The organism is Dyella sp. 01N36 (genome assembly GCF_056399745.1).
On the sequence record NZ_JBFTRY010000087.1, the window covers coordinates 1 to 14,298 of the forward strand.

The following is a 14,298-nucleotide window of genomic DNA, read 5'->3' on the forward strand; positions in this document are numbered from 1 at the left end:
GTGCATAGCTCGAGTCAGGTGGATCGCGCTTGCATTGCTGGCTGCGGCGTTGGGGACGTTCGCCGGCATTCAATACGCGCGCTATCTTGTTCCGCTGTTTCCAGCGCTCATCGTCATCGCTCTCGTCGTATGGCAACGCGCCCGCCTGAATTTATTTGGCCAAGCCCTGCTGACCTTTGTCGTGTGGCTTAACATCCTATTTATTCCACTCTCGGTTTACATATACGAGGACGATCTGTACTGGACCATGCTTAGCAACATCAATACGCCGCCGGATGTCGTCAAGGCGGATATCCAGCGCAAATTCGCAATCGAATTGCTGGTTGCCAAACACCTTGATCTAGCATGGCCTGCCGGGTACTCACTGTATTTGGCAGACCCGGGGCGCCCATTTATTGCGCCTTTCGCGGGCCGGGCGTTTGGCAGCGCCTGGTACGACCCGAGCTTTCTGGGCGCCGCCGGACACGCTGACGAGGACGCGTCGGGCAACGCCTGGGCTGCCCTGTTCGAGCGAACCGGCATTTCCCACGTATTGACGACTGGCACAGTCTCACCAGCCCTGCAGTCATCGCTTCAAAGGATGCAAGCAGCGCCCGAATTGACGGAAGGTGACAGCATCCTTTGGCGCATTTGCAAGTTGAACTGCAATAGCGCATCGCATCCGCTGATCGACGCCCGAGATTTCAGCGTAAATGCGATTCGCGCGAAACGATAGGCTTCAAGATGACGTCATTGAAATCGCTGCTCGCTGAGCTTCAACACATTTCGAACCTCTCACTAGAATTCGCAGGCTATGAAGACGCTTAGACAAAGTTTCAGCTACGGCATTGTTGGAGGGCTACAGATTGCTGTGGACTGGACGATCTTTGTCTCACTCTCTGCCCTGGGCATAGAGAGCGGCATTGCGAACGTGGCTGGCCGAGGGTCTGGAGCCATGCTGGGGTTCTGGTTCAACGGCAAGTGGACGTTTTCGAAGGGACCGAGCACTACCCTTCGCTTTGCACATTTGGCGAGATTCCTGACCTTGTGGACAGTGACAACGTTGCTGAGCACTTTAGTGGTGATGGTTGCCGCCAAGAATCAGGGGTTGCACTTTGCGTGGTTGATCAAGCCAATAGCCGACGTACTCCTCGCGGGGCTCGGATTTGGGGTTTCAAAGCTGTGGATCTATCGGTAAGAATGGGGCAAGCCGTAAAGCTCAGCGCACCAGCGGAGCGCCCTTGGTCCAGCCGCCCATTGAGGTAGCGGGCCTGGATTGGGACAGGCGGTCGTGGTCGCACTATGAGGTGGAGCGGCCACAACGGGGATCAGTACCGCTCGTAAAGGCTGGGCACCGGTAACCAGTTGGCGAATATCCATTCGCTTAAAGACATGATGGTGTCCAAGCGACCCTGCGGGGACTCTTGGATGTGCCGTCGGTAGTGGATTTGTATGGATGCTTTCATGGACGCTCAGACACCAAAGATTGCCGTTGTCATTCCTTGCTACCGGGTCGGGAGGCTTGTGCTCGACGTCATCGCCAAGATCGGCAATGAGGTTGGCTGGATCTTTGTCGTTGATGACAAATGCCCCATTAATACTGGCGCGCTGGTTGAGACCGAGTGCAGTGACCCACGCGTCACGGTGATCAAGCATGAGGTCAATCAAGGGGTCGGTGGCGCGACCGTGACTGGCTACAAGGCCGCAATCCACACGCCGGCAAAGATCGTCGTCAAGATCGATGGCGAYGGGCAAATGGACCCGGCACTCATTCCGCGCCTGTGTCGCACGATCTCGCGCGGCGCCGTCGACTACATGAAGGGCAATCGCTTCCATCGCATCAGCGATGTGTCCGGCATGCCCGCCATTCGATTGGTTGGCAATGCCAGCCTGTCTTTTCTGACGAAGCTTTCGAGTGGTTACTGGCAACTGTTTGACCCGACGAATGGCTTCACTGCCATTCATCGTGAAATGCTCTTGGAGATAGAGCTCGACCATCTCGCCAAGCGCTACTTCTTTGAGTCTGACCTGCTTTACAACCTCAACCAGCTAAGGGCTGTGGTTGGCGAAATGCCGATGCGCGCCGTCTACAACGACGAGCCATCCAGCCTTAGCCCACTCAAAGTATTGTTCCCATTCTTCAAGGGGAACATGAGAAATTTCTGGCGACGCTTGATATACACGTACTTCGTGCGTAATTTTTCCGTCGCCTCGCTGGAATTGCTTCTGTCCATTCCCCTGATGCTGATAGGCATCGTCTACGGCGTCACGCATTGGGTAGAGGGAATCAAGAGCGGTACGCCAACGGCGCCGGGCGTCGTCATGGCAGCAGCACTGCCACTTATCATTGGTTCGCAATTGCTCCTGTCGTGGCTCAACTACGATGTTTCGGCGCAGCCCACTCAGCCGCTACATCCGCTCCTTGAGCGAAGAGCAGGCTCACCATGAGGATCGGCCTTTGCCTGGCCGGACTCCTGTCGGTTGCGGGCGTTGCCTGTTCTGGCAACTCCGGGCACGCGCGCGGTTCGGAAGTTCCCGGTACGGGCTTGCTAAATGGCACGCCTGAAGGTTTTGAGCTGCCGGGCGTGAAACTCGAGCTAAGTCCGAGCAACCTGCGACTCTGCGATCATCCTGACGGGCGAATGACCGCGACGATAACGTGGGACGCGCGGGCCGCAGGCGTCAAGGATGTAACGATCTGGGTCAGCAGCAACCCTAGGTCGAAAGGGTCGCGCTTCTTTGAAGGGGCCGCAGTGGGCTCAGCCCAGACCGACGCATGGGTCGTCAACAACACGACTTTTCGCCTTAAGGAGAGTGGAAAGCACGGCCGCTTACTGGCCATTGAGAAGATCTCGACAGTGGACTGCCTCGCGCAGGCGCCCGCCACTAGTGCCAACGGGTCTCCGATGGCCTCTGTTCAAAAATAAGTCGTCGCTCAAACAGGCAGCCCCGGGTAGCACGCGAATACGTGCTCCATGGTGGCCCGCGCATAACAAGAGCAGCTATGGACCCTGAGGCTTGGCGCTCGGGCTCAGGAGTGCGTAGGCATTGCCAAAGGGGGATGCGCTGTTCGCATCAATCATGACTGCCCGTCCGACGCCCGCGGCAGACGCGGCCTCCAGGTCGCTCGGCTGATCCCCAACCAGGATCGAATCAGGCAAGGACAAATTGAAGAGCTCTTCCGCCGCGAGAATCATTCCTGGCTGTGGCTTTCGACACTCGCAATTCACCATCCACTGCCCAACTCCTGCCGTCGGATGGTGAGGACAATAGAAGGTGGCCAGCAATGGAACGCCTCTCGATGCGAATTGCTCATGCATCCATCGCGTGTAATCGAGGAATGTCGACTCGGAATAGTAGCCGCGCGCTATGCCGGCCTGATTGGTAACGACGACGCACAGAAATCCAGCCTCCTGCGCCTGTCGGCAGAAGTCAAAAACCCCGGGAACCCACTCGGTCTGATCCGGCCGGTGAACATAACCGTGGTTGACGTTGATAACGCCGTCCCTGTCGAGAAAAAGCGCCTTGCGACGCTTCAGCGAACTATCTTCGACAACCTCACCGGACAGATAGACTCCCGGTCGTGGCACAGCAGCGCCGCCGCTCATGAGTGTCGGAACAACGTCTGCGCCCGCTCGTAGTCCTCGGGCACACCAATGTCGATGAAGTCAGCCGTGGAAGTGAAACCGGTCACGTGACCCTGGGCGGTTTCGGGATGCAGAACGCAGTCTTCGAAGGAATAGGCCTGGTCATCCGGAAGAGCGGCCAGGGCCTGCTCGGAGAGGTAATAGCTCCCGGCATTGATATAGCCTTCGCCACTGCCGCCCTTTTCACGGAACGAGCAAAGCCGGTCACCTTCCAGAACGACAGCCCCATAACGGCCTACATCGGCCACGTGCGCCAGCGCGACGCCCAGTAACCGTCCGCTGGCTTCGACCGCACGTTCCATGGCCGACGGGTCAAAGCGAAGAAACGTATCACCATTGGCTACATGCACGGCCCGACCACGCAGCATCCCGGCGGCAAGTCGTATTGCCCCGCCGGTGCCCAAGCGATCCACTTCATGGGAATAGGCTATGGCCATGCCCTTCCAGGCTGACCCGATCGCGCTTTCCACTTTCTCGGCCATATACCCCGTTGCGAGAATCGTGCGGCGGATGCCGCTAGCCGCCAACTGATCGAGTACATACGCGAGAAAAGGCCGTCCGCACACGGGTGCGAGCGGTTTAGGCAGATCGGGTACAACATCACGAAGCCGGGTGCCGAGTCCCCCGACCAAAACGATGGCTTCTTCAGCCTTTGGCATGCGCGAAGATCTCGTGCTCGATCAGGCCGCAGATCAGGTGGCCGACGAATTCATGCCCCTCCTGCACCTTGGGTGTTTCACCCGAGGGCATACGGAAGCAGACGTCGCACAACTCCGCCATGGCGCCGCCGCCCTGGCCGGTGAATCCGATCACGCGCATGCCGGCAGTACGTGCGGCCTGAATGGCGCGAAGGATGTTTTTCGAGTTGCCCGAAGTCGAGATCGCGAACAGCACATCGCCCTCGCGACCCAGCGCTTCGACCTGACGTGCAAAGACGTAGTCGTAGCCGTAATCGTTACCGATGGCAGTAAGAATGCTCGTGTCCGTCGTCAATGCGATGGCCGGCAAGCCGGGACGGTCGAAGTAGAAGCGACTGACAAGCTCCCCCGCCCAATGCTGAGCGTCCGCCGCGCTGCCGCCATTGCCCGCGAACAGCAGCTTGTTGCCCTGGTTGAGCGCGTCGACCGACACCTGGACGGCCTTGAGGATGAGTTCGTGCAACGACGCGTCGCGCGACATGTGCTGCAGCAGCGCCACGGTCTTGTCGAACTCGGCTTCGATTTTTTCGATCAGATGACTCGCCACGAGGTCGCCCCCTGTTGAGTGAAGTGGAAATCCAGAACGCTGCCGCCCTCTTTGAGCAGGGCGCGCGTCAACTTGATGCGCTGATCCGGTGCGCACAGGAACATCATAAATCCACCGCCTCCCGCACCGGAAACTTTGGCTGCGGTCGCGCCATTTTCGAAAGCAAGCTTCTCCATCCGGTCAATCAACGGATTGCTTACGCTCGTTGCGGTGTTCTTCTTGGCTTCCCAGCCCGCCTGCAGCGTGGAGGCAAGGCCGCGAAGATCGCCCTTGAGCACACACTCTTTCATCTGGACGGCTTCTTGCTTCAAGCGGTGCATGGCGTCAATGGAGGTCTGGTTTTTCTCGCCCACATTGCGTGACTGCTGATCGATGATATCGGCCGATGCCCGGGAAACACCCGTGAAGTACAGCACCAGCGAGGCCTCGAGTTCGGCCCACACCCAGTCTTTCACGCGCAGCGGGTTAACGATCACCCGATCGTTCCCGTAGAACTCCATGAAGTTGAATCCGCCGAAGGTCGCTGCGTACTGGTCCTGCTTTCCGCCGGCCAACCTCAGATCCATGCGTTCAATATCGTAGGCAAGGTGCGCTACTTCGTACTCGCCAAGCGGCAACGCGAAATGCTCCACGAATGCCTGAAGCAATGCGACAACCATGGTCGACGACGATCCAAGGCCCGATCCCGGCGGCGCATCGGAGAAGGTCTGGACACAGAGCGGCGGTTGCTCTCCGCGAAGGAAATCCCGCGACACGCGCGAGTAGACACCCTTCAGGAGCCTGAGGGGGCCGTCGGTGTTGACCTGCTCTTTGGACGTATCGAAAGCTTCCTGGATGTCCACGTCGATGGCGTTGAAGCGAAGCTGTTTGTCGCTCGACTGACCCACCAGGGCGTACGCATAGCGATCGATGGTGACGTTCATGACGTTGCCGCCATAAACATCGCAATAAGGCGACACGTCAGTGCCGCCACCGGCAAGTCCAAGCCTGAGTGGTGCTCGTGCGYGTGTGGTCATGTAGCCTCCTTGGCAGCATGGCGACAAGCCCTGTGCCAACAGGGCGCATCAACCTGGTTCGTTCTCGGAAATTCAGCCCAACGGCCACTCAGGCTGATGGATGCCACACCATCGGGCGTGGCAGACACGTCAACCTGCTGTAAATCATTCAGAATATTCATGGCGCATCTCAGTTTTCAAGCGTTGGGCACTGCCCATCCGCTCCTTGATCCGTCAGCGATTAGCCATCTTCGCGGCAGGCCACTGAACGTCAAGGGACAGGACATCCCATAGGGCCTTCTCCGAGAAGCGGCTCTTCACGAACCGTTGCGACTCACGTGACACCTGGACCCAATGGAGGTCATCCCGCAGGAGTGACACCACGTGATCGGCAAAAATCTCCGCATCATCGCTGGCGGCGAGGAAATGGGACGTTCCCTCCAGGCCCTGAGCGCCGGCCGACGTGGTCACGCACGGCACGCCATAGCGCAGTGCCTCGATCACCTTGCCCTTGAGACCACCGCCAAAACGCAGGGGCGCCACCGCCACCTTGGCGTTCGCGTAGTGGTGATCCAGCTCCTCGTCGCTTACAAACCCCGTGACGGTGATGTCCTCACGGGCAAGCGCCTTCACCTCGTCGGTGGGATTGGAACCAATCAAGTAAAGGTGCACGCCCGGTACGCGCTGCTTGATACGCGGGAGGATCTCCTGCACCAGCCACTTGGCACCGTCGACGTTCGGCGAGTGTGCAAAGCCTGCGACGAAGATCAGATCCTTGCGCTCGCCAAGATTGTTCTCCGGCTGCTCGGGGAACGATTCGAAGGCATATCCCGGCACTGTACGGGCAGGCGTTTCCAATGCATGCGATTGCAGCCAACGCTGCACGTACTCCGTTTCGCCATCAGCCGGGTAATAGATCGTATCGACCTTTGACCAGACCGATTCCTCAAGCGAGGAAAAACGTTCGCGCTCCTTCAGCAATTCGGGAGTCGGCTGGATCTTCAGCTGCTCACCGATGCGCAGATGATGAATGTCGTGGCCGTAGTAAAGGACATTCGCCTTGCTGTGACGACGAATGGGCTCCAGGAACGGACCGGCGACATGCGGGCGACTAACAAGCACACAATCGATGCTTTCACCGTTCTCGCGCATCCATTTGGCAAAGCCGTTCCGGTACTCCACGCCGTAGATCACTTCCACGCCGATCTGCTGCAACTTTTCGCCGTAGGCAGCGTCGTACCAGAGATTCTCCGGCCAGAACTTCACATCGACGCCGTGGTCCCTGAACGTCTTGATGAACTGCCACATGGTGCGCGACCCCGCATCGCGGTCCGGTTGCGGGATGTAGTGGTCGATGATCAGCAAAGTAGGGGTTTTGCCAGTCCGTCCACGGGCCAATTCGACGTGTTCGGCATTGGGGAAATGGTTTGCCTCAAGCGTGGCCTGCCATTTCTTGAAGAACTTTTTCTGGTTCTCGACCTGATAAGCCTTGATGCCGGAGTTCACGTCAGTGCCGTGCGAAACGCCTTCGAAATGGATGACCACCGACTTCGGCTGGTAGTAGAGCTTCAGGCCGTGCGCACGCACCTTGAAGGCAAGGTCTGAATCTTCGCAATAGGCTGGCACATAGATCTCGTCGAACCGACCCAGCGCCTGGAAAAGGTCGTTGCGCAACAGAATCGAAGCGCCCGAACAATAATCGGCTTCACGAACGTAGTTGTAGATGCTGCGCGAAGGATCATCGAGGCGCCCATAGTTCCACGCGCTACCGTCTCTCCAAAGGATGCCGCCGGCCTCCTGCATGCGGCCGTCCGGATACACGAGCTTGGAGCCAACCATGCCGCAGTCGGGAAACGTGTCGAACACCTCGAGCATGGCGTCGAGCCAGCCGGGAGTGACTTGCGTATCGTTATTGAGCAGATAGAGGAATTCGCCCTTGATCAGGGTCGAAGCCCGATTGCACGAGCGAACGAAACCGAGATTAGTCGGATTTTCCTCAAAGCGAAGGCCAGGAACCGATCCAAGCCACTTGATGGCTTCGTCGCCGGAAGCATCCTCGACCACCAGCACCTCATAGGGCACCTTGGGTGGATTTTCCATGATCGAGCGAAGACAGGCACTCGTATAAGCGAGCTGCCCGTAAGCAGGAATCACGATGCTGACAAGAGGGCTGGGGAAGGTCGGAAAAGATAGCCCCGAGATATGTTCAGCCGGCGTCTTTTCCTGTCGCACCTGGTTGACGGCGGGTGCCGTGCGCGGAGCGCGACCTCGCCGGCGTTGCAGCACATCGCGAAAATAACCCACGTCGCCCCGCCCCAAACGGGCAAGCGCCCGCAACGGTCGGGTGATACGCCAGGAATGCGAACCAAGGACGTGCGACATCTGGGTCTGCAAAGCCACCAGTTCGGATTCCAGCGAAGCGGCCCTCAGCTCGGAAGCCTTGCGATCGCGCCGCAGCCGCAAAAGTTCTTCAGTGGAGTTTGTCTGCGTTGCAAGTCTGTTCTGGGCGTCGGAGATCGCTCCAAGCCCTTTACAAAGCTCTACAAGCTCCGCCTCTTCGCGATTCTCCAGTTCCTCGTAAAGCCGCCCCAGAGCAGTTCGCTCGCTCTTGAGATCCTCGACTTCCTTGTTGAGCGATGTCGCCCAGGCGCCAATTTTTCGATGGTCTTCATCCAGTGCGGCATACAACCGTCGGGATGTCCCCAGCTCAGCGTCCAGACCCTGTGCCCAGGCAACCGTATCGTGGTGCTCCTGCACAAGGCTGGCGTAGGTTTGGTTTAGCTGATCGAAATCCTTGCTTACGCGCTGCCCCCAACGAGCTACCTCACGATGGCGCAAGTAAAGATCCTCGCCTTCCGTCATTAACACGGATGGCGTCGACTCCGGTAGTTCCACGTCTTGCGCCGCCGCGACGGCGATGAAGTACACCGGGTCGACCAACTGCGAAGTGCGCGCGACAACCGTGTCGCCCGTATCGGTCAGGGCGGAAATCTCCGGCCTTGCATCCGAATCGTCCATCGGCATGAGCGCGGAGGCCACGGTCATGCGCTGCCCGTAGTAGCGCACACGCGGAAAATGCGCGCGCAGCAGTACGTCCAACTCAGTGAAATCAAGTTCCTTTACATGGAACTCGTTGTGGTGGCCGGCCTTGTCTGAATATACGGGGCGATTGGGCGAGGAAATCACCAGGAAGCCGCCGGGGCGAAGTACACGGCGGATCTCGGTGATCATTTCTTCGTGCTTGTCGTGATGCTCGATCGTCTCGAAGGAGACAACAACATCCACGGAGTGATCCGGCAACGGAATGGCCGCCGCATTTCCTTCCTTGAATTCCAGCCCGGAACGCTCGCCATAGGCTTCGCGCGCATGCGCGACGGCTTCGGCCGAGATGTCCACGCCGATCACCGACGCCGCGTATTGGCTGAGCATGGCGCTGCCATAGCCCTCGCCACACGCGATATCCAGTACGACCTTGTCCTTGACCAACGGGCAACACCAGGCATAGCGATGGAAGTGCTCTTGCCTGATCTCCCCGGCTTCGGTTGGAACAAAACGCTCTCCGGTAAATTCCACAGCTCAACCCTCGATTCGCTGGATCTTGATCGAATGCATAGGTATACCCACCAGGCCGTGCTTCATGGTGCTTTCGCTCGCCCGGAAGGTCAGCGCGTCATGAATCCAGTGCTGCTGGGTGTGGTCGTCCTGAGAACCTGAAGCCAACGCTACATCGATCGAGTAGTCGCCAGTGGGAAGAATGGGCATACGAAAATCGAATTGCGCCCGAAGGACTGTGCCGGCCTGAGCCATCATCGGCGTGCTGCTGTAGGTCAGATAGCTGTTGTCGCCGAACAGCCGTTGCCCAAGGCGATCCTTCACGTAGAAACCGAAAATCGGCGTCTCTACGTCGGCGTTCACCTCGGCATCAATTTGGAGGCTGACCACCTCCCCACCGGTAAACAGCTGGGTATCGGATCCATCGCCGCCAACGAGCTTCGCACCTGAAATGCGCGCCTGCCCCGCGCCGAACTGGTTACCCATGTTCTCGGGATCAAAAGCGAAGACCTTGATGCGGTTGAGACCTTCTTGTCCCTGCAGCACGGCTTGACGAGCGTCCACGACGTCTTCAGGGATCGATGGCGCTGCCGGGCGTCCAATGGACTTCACGCCAGACGTAGAAGCTGGCTTGACGGTGACAGCCTGCCCCCCGGCGAGTCGATCGGCAGCATGCTGTTCAGCCAGGTACCGTTCGACCACATCACGAGTAGAGCCGTCCATCAGCTGGCGTCCCTTGTCCAACCAGATGGCGCGATCGCACAAATTGGTCACTGCGCCCGTATCGTGACTTACGAACAAAAGCGTGCCCCGCTTTTGGAAGTCTCGCAGAAAGCGCATGCACTTCTGGGTAAACCTGACGTCGCCAACGCTCAAGGCCTCATCGATGATGAGGGTGTCCGCATCGACATGAGCGGCAATGGCGAACGCAAGGCGCACGTACATGCCGCTGGAGTACGTCTTGACCGGCTGATGGATGAAATCACCGATGTCGGCAAAGGCCAGGATCGAGTCGAACCGCGCGCGCAACTTGACGTCCGAAATACCGTAGAGAAGCCCACTCAGGTAGACGTTCTCTTCACCCGTAAACTCCGGATTGAAGCCGGCGCCCAACTCGAGCAAGGCGGCAATGCGCCCGTTCGTGCGCACCTCGCCTTCGGTGGGGGTCAACGTACCGCAGACCATTTGCAGCAGGGTCGACTTGCCCGAACCATTGCGTCCGATGATGCCAACCGTTTCACCGCGCCTGACGCTGAAACTCACGTCGCGCAATGCCCAGAATTCGTTGTGGTAGGCAAGATCGTGGCGACCCACCACGCGACCCAGTCGCGGAAGAATCATTTGCTTGAGGCGATCGGCCGGGCGAGCGTAGATATCGTACTTCTTGCCCAGAGACTCCACGGAAATGTTGTGGCTATCAGAGGACATCGGCAAACCCCTTGCGCGTACGTTCAAACCAGCCAAAAGCAAACCAGGCAAAGACACATGCCGCCACGGCGTAACCGCCGAGCAATGACCAGGAGGGCATATGGCCCCACACCAGGACGTCGCGCGACGCCTCGACGATGACGGTCAATGGGTTGAGATAAAGGAGGTTCCGATACTGCTCCGGGATGTACTCCGGCGGATAGAAGATCGGCGCCAGGAACATCAGCATCGCGGTAATGATGCCGATCGCCTGCTTCAGATCGCGCAAGAACACGCCAAGCGAACTAAGCAGCCAGATCATGCCTGCGACAAAAGGAATAAACGGCAGAACCACCAGGGGAAAAAGTATCGCGGTCCAGGGAATGCTGCCGCGCACAAGCAAAGAAAACCCCAACAGGACCACCGTCGAAACGAGCAAGTGAAACAGAGCCGACCCCAGTGTGCTCCAGGAGAGCGTCTCCAGCGGGAACACCACCTTCTTCACGAAGTTGGTGTTTTCCACGATCAAGGTCGGGGCTCGATTGGCACATTCCGCAAACATCGTGTTGATGTTGAGGCCGGCAAAGAGGATGACAGCGAATTCGAACTGCCCCGTGGTCTGCCCCGTCCAGCGCGACTTGAAGATCAGGCCGAACACAAGGGTATAAACCCCCAGCATGAGCAGCGGGTTGAAGAATGACCACAGCAGTCCTATGAAGGACCCGCGATAGCGGCCGATCACATCACGCCGGGCCATTTGCACGACCAGGGGCAGATGACGCAGCAAAGCTTTGTACGGGGAGGCTGGGTCGCTAAGGCGATAGGGTGAAAGCATGCTTATCCAGTGGATCTGAAAAGATGGTGCATCGCCCGGATTTCTGGAACCCGGGCGCTGCGGGACGGCGTCCATGGCGTCTTGCGCTGGAAACGTGCTTACGCCAGGGCTGCGGCCAACTCATTTTGCAGATCACGCAGGTCCTCGACGCCAACCGATAGGCGAATGAGGGAGTCGCTGATCCCCAATCGCTTGCGATTGGCAAGCGGAACGGATGCGTGGGTCATGATGGCCGGATGTTCGATCAGGCTCTCAACACCACCCAACGATTCGGCCAACGCAAACAGGTTGCATCGCTCCAACACCCGGCGAGCCTTCTTCAGGCCGCCCTTCACTTCCACACTGATGATCCCGCCGAACCCGTCCATCTGTCGCTTGGCGAGCTGATGCTGGGGGTGGCTTTTCAGGCCTGGATAAATAACCCGTTCGATCGCCGGATGAGCTTCGAGCCACCGCGCGAGTTCCATGGCGCTTTCGCAATGGGCGCGCATCCTCAGATGCAGCGTCTTGAGACCACGCATGGCGAGGAACGCATCGAAGGGGCCCGAGACGGCGCCCACGGAATTTTGCAGAAAGGCCATTTGCTCGGCKAGTTCCTGCGTTCCCGCCACCACGATGCCGCCGACCATGTCCGAATGACCGTTCAAGTACTTGGTGGCCGAATGGAGCACCAGGTCGGCCCCGTATTCGAGCGGGCGCTGGAGCATGGGCGAGCAGAAGGTGTTGTCCACCACGAGCAGCAGGCCATGCTTCTTGGCGAATGCAGCCAATTTGGCGAGATCGACCAGCTTGAGCATGGGATTGGTGGGCGTTTCGGCCCAGATCATGCGTGTATTGGGCTTCAGCGCAGCCTTCAGGGCCGACGCATCGTTCAAGTCCACAAAGGTGAAATCGAGCCCCGCCGAGCGACGACGAACACGCTCAAACAGCCGGTAAGTACCGCCGTAGAGATCATCCATCGCAATGACATGGCTACCCGAATCGAGCATGTCCAGTACGGTGGCGGCTGCGGCCAGGCCCGATCCAAATGCAAAACCGGCTTTGCCGCCTTCCAGTTCCGCCACGCACCGCTCATAAGCCATGCGCGTGGGATTCTGGGTCCGGGAGTACTCATACCCCTTGTGCTTGCCGGGGCTCTCCTGAACGTAGGTGGAGGTGGCGTAGATGGGCGTCATGATCGCGCCAGTCGTCGGGTCAGGATGTTGCCCTGCGTGTATCGCCAGGGTTCCCAATCCAAACTTCGACTGTTTTGATCCTGCTCTGGTCTTTGTAGCCATAGTTTTAAGCTTCTGTCCCGCCCGAACCGAAAGTTCTACATCTTACCTGTCATGCCTGCGGCAACGTAGGGCCCGAGGCCGTGATCATTCATTAAAGCCCTGCTGGCGGGCTCTGGGTCTCGATTCTGTGAAATGGTTTTATTTACGATAATTACAATATCTTAACTATTGATCGTAGAATCCCTACGCCAAATGTTACGCTTTGATTACGCGGAAGCCGTCGCTAAACTGACGGCATGCGTGCTTCGCCCGTGCTGGTTMACTACCACATATTCAAGAACGCAGGCACCAGCATCGACGAGTGCCTACGCCATTCGTTTGGCGAATGCTGGGGTGCCTACGAGGGGCCTCACGCTCATGCCATCCAGTCGAGCGAACAGCTGGCCGCGCACCTTCAGGCCAATCCGCAGCTGGCTGCGGTATCCAGTCACCTGGCGCGTCCCCCGGTACCCACCCCAAACTGTCTGCCGATCGCGTTTATCCGCCACCCGTTGCTGCGGGCTTACTCCGTCTACCGGTTTACCAGGCAATGTCCCTCGCAACCTTTCTCTGATGTCGCGCTGGCCACGGGTTTCGATGGATATATCCGCTGGGCGCTGCGCAAGGAGCCGGGCAGCATCGTGATACGGGATTATCAGGTAGTGCACTTGTCCGATGCCTCCTGGCGGTGTGACCACATCCTCGACGCCAGAGCGCTGCCGGAGGATCTGGAACAAGCACGCGCCCTGATCTCGTCCTGGGGGGTTGTGGGCGTCGTCGAACAGTTCGACCTTTCCATCCAAACCTATCAGGCGTTGTACGGGCCGCAAATGCCGAAACTGGTCTTGATGCCATGCCGAGAGAACTGCACGACCGGTGGCCGAGCATCCACCGAAGAGCGCGTCGAGGCGCTGAAACAGCTACTAGGACAGGATCTCCACGACCAATTCATGGCTGCAAATCGGTTGGACCTTGCCCTGCATGCGCATGCCACCCATGTCTTGCAGCAAGCGGGACGGCGCCTGGATTTGCCCCGTCTGGATTGAGAGGGCGCGCCAGCGCGCCAGGCGGTTCAAGCGCCAGCCAGCACACAACTGGCGTTAACCGCTCCTTTCCGGGCCGCCTTGGGAATAACCGCCATTCCTTGGTTGTAAGCAATAGTGCAGGCATTATTAGCAGCCATCGGGAAATGGCTGCCAGCCTCGGCTGCCATTGACTTGAAAGCTACGCATCAACGACACACGGAATATGTCCATGAGTTTCAGCTCAAACAGCGGCGCCACCCTTCTGGTCACCGGCGGCGCCGGCTTCATTGGCGCCAATTATGTGCTCCAGGCCGTGGCCCAGGGACATAAGGTGCTCAATCTGGACAAGCTCACCTA

General features: G+C 58.5%; 14 protein-coding genes. 6 read left to right on the forward strand and 8 right to left on the reverse strand.

Features of this window, described 5'->3' with window-relative positions; genetic code table 11:
• The 4 genes from AC1DMG_RS13830 to AC1DMG_RS13845 all read left to right on the forward strand — a co-directional run.
• Positions 1 to 715 (forward strand): hypothetical protein (locus AC1DMG_RS13830; RefSeq protein ID WP_477180636.1); only part of this gene is annotated, 715 nt, incomplete at its 5' end.
• A 78-nt stretch (positions 716 to 793) separates the two neighbouring features.
• Complete coding sequence (locus AC1DMG_RS13835; RefSeq protein WP_441604655.1) at positions 794 to 1,177, forward strand: GtrA family protein; 384 nt, start codon at positions 794 to 796, stop codon at positions 1,175 to 1,177.
• A gap of 266 nt (positions 1,178 to 1,443) precedes the next feature.
• On the forward strand, positions 1,444 to 2,427 hold the full coding sequence (locus AC1DMG_RS13840; RefSeq protein ID WP_441604656.1) for a glycosyltransferase family 2 protein: 984 nt from the start codon (positions 1,444 to 1,446) through the stop codon (positions 2,425 to 2,427).
• Positions 2,424 to 2,906, forward strand: coding sequence for a hypothetical protein (locus AC1DMG_RS13845; protein WP_441604657.1), 483 nt, complete (start codon positions 2,424 to 2,426; stop codon positions 2,904 to 2,906). Before AC1DMG_RS13840 ends, AC1DMG_RS13845 begins: the two co-directional genes overlap by 4 nt.
• A 75-nt stretch (positions 2,907 to 2,981) precedes the next feature.
• On the opposite strand, the gene AC1DMG_RS13850 is transcribed toward AC1DMG_RS13845, so the two are convergent.
• The 8 genes from AC1DMG_RS13850 to AC1DMG_RS13885 form a co-directional block, all read right to left on the reverse strand.
• Entirely contained in the window at positions 2,982 to 3,587 is a 606-nt protein-coding gene (locus AC1DMG_RS13850) for a D-glycero-alpha-D-manno-heptose-1,7-bisphosphate 7-phosphatase (RefSeq protein ID WP_441604658.1), read from the reverse strand.
• A complete protein-coding gene (locus tag AC1DMG_RS13855; RefSeq protein ID WP_441604659.1) occupies positions 3,584 to 4,285 on the reverse strand; it encodes a nucleotidyltransferase family protein in 702 nt (233 codons plus the stop codon). The genes AC1DMG_RS13850 and AC1DMG_RS13855 overlap by 4 nt, the downstream gene beginning before the upstream one ends.
• Positions 4,272 to 4,823: a D-sedoheptulose-7-phosphate isomerase gene (locus AC1DMG_RS13860; protein ID WP_477180637.1), complete on the reverse strand. Its 552-nt coding sequence runs from the start codon at positions 4,821 to 4,823 to the stop codon at positions 4,272 to 4,274. The genes AC1DMG_RS13855 and AC1DMG_RS13860 overlap by 14 nt, the downstream gene beginning before the upstream one ends.
• Before the next feature lie 32 nt (positions 4,824 to 4,855).
• Positions 4,856 to 5,887 carry a GHMP family kinase ATP-binding protein gene (locus AC1DMG_RS13865; RefSeq protein ID WP_477180638.1) on the reverse strand — a complete coding sequence of 344 codons (1,032 nt, stop codon included), beginning with the start codon at positions 5,885 to 5,887 and terminating at the stop codon, positions 4,856 to 4,858.
• A 213-nt stretch (positions 5,888 to 6,100) separates the two neighbouring features.
• Entirely contained in the window at positions 6,101 to 9,439 is a 3,339-nt protein-coding gene (locus tag AC1DMG_RS13870) for a glycosyltransferase (protein ID WP_441604662.1), read from the reverse strand.
• A 3-nt stretch (positions 9,440 to 9,442) separates the two neighbouring features.
• Positions 9,443 to 10,846, reverse strand: a complete 1,404-nt coding sequence (locus AC1DMG_RS13875; protein ID WP_441604663.1) for an ABC transporter ATP-binding protein — start codon at positions 10,844 to 10,846, stop codon at positions 9,443 to 9,445.
• Positions 10,836 to 11,735: an ABC transporter permease gene (locus AC1DMG_RS13880; RefSeq protein ID WP_441604664.1), complete on the reverse strand. Its 900-nt coding sequence runs from the start codon at positions 11,733 to 11,735 to the stop codon at positions 10,836 to 10,838. The genes AC1DMG_RS13875 and AC1DMG_RS13880 overlap by 11 nt, the downstream gene beginning before the upstream one ends.
• Before the next feature lie 23 nt (positions 11,736 to 11,758).
• A complete protein-coding gene (locus tag AC1DMG_RS13885; protein ID WP_441604665.1) occupies positions 11,759 to 12,937 on the reverse strand; it encodes a cystathionine gamma-synthase in 1,179 nt (392 codons plus the stop codon).
• Positions 12,938 to 13,173: 236 nt separating this feature from the next.
• On the opposite strand from AC1DMG_RS13885, the gene AC1DMG_RS13890 reads away from it, so the two are divergent.
• Entirely contained in the window at positions 13,174 to 13,962 is a 789-nt protein-coding gene (locus tag AC1DMG_RS13890; protein WP_477180639.1) for a hypothetical protein, read from the forward strand.
• Between the two features lie 208 nt (positions 13,963 to 14,170).
• Positions 14,171 to 14,298, forward strand: a 128-nt coding sequence (locus AC1DMG_RS13895; RefSeq protein WP_477180640.1) for an NAD-dependent epimerase/dehydratase family protein, incomplete at its 3' end; no start/stop codon positions are given.

Excerpts from the sequence above, each read along its gene's own strand:
- AC1DMG_RS13835 (WP_441604655.1), top strand. The coding sequence starts at position 794 with ATGAAGACGCTTAGACAAAGTTTCAGCTACGGCATTGTTGGAGGGCTA.
- AC1DMG_RS13845 (WP_441604657.1), top strand. The coding sequence starts at position 2,424 with ATGAGGATCGGCCTTTGCCTGGCCGGACTCCTGTCGGTTGCGGGCGTT.
- AC1DMG_RS13850 (WP_441604658.1), bottom strand. The coding sequence starts at position 3,587 with ATGAGCGGCGGCGCTGCTGTGCCACGACCGGGAGTCTATCTGTCCGGT.
- AC1DMG_RS13855 (WP_441604659.1), bottom strand. The coding sequence starts at position 4,285 with ATGCCAAAGGCTGAAGAAGCCATCGTTTTGGTCGGGGGACTCGGCACC.
- AC1DMG_RS13875 (WP_441604663.1), bottom strand. The coding sequence starts at position 10,846 with ATGTCCTCTGATAGCCACAACATTTCCGTGGAGTCTCTGGGCAAGAAG.
- AC1DMG_RS13880 (WP_441604664.1), bottom strand. The coding sequence starts at position 11,735 with ATGGACGCCGTCCCGCAGCGCCCGGGTTCCAGAAATCCGGGCGATGCA.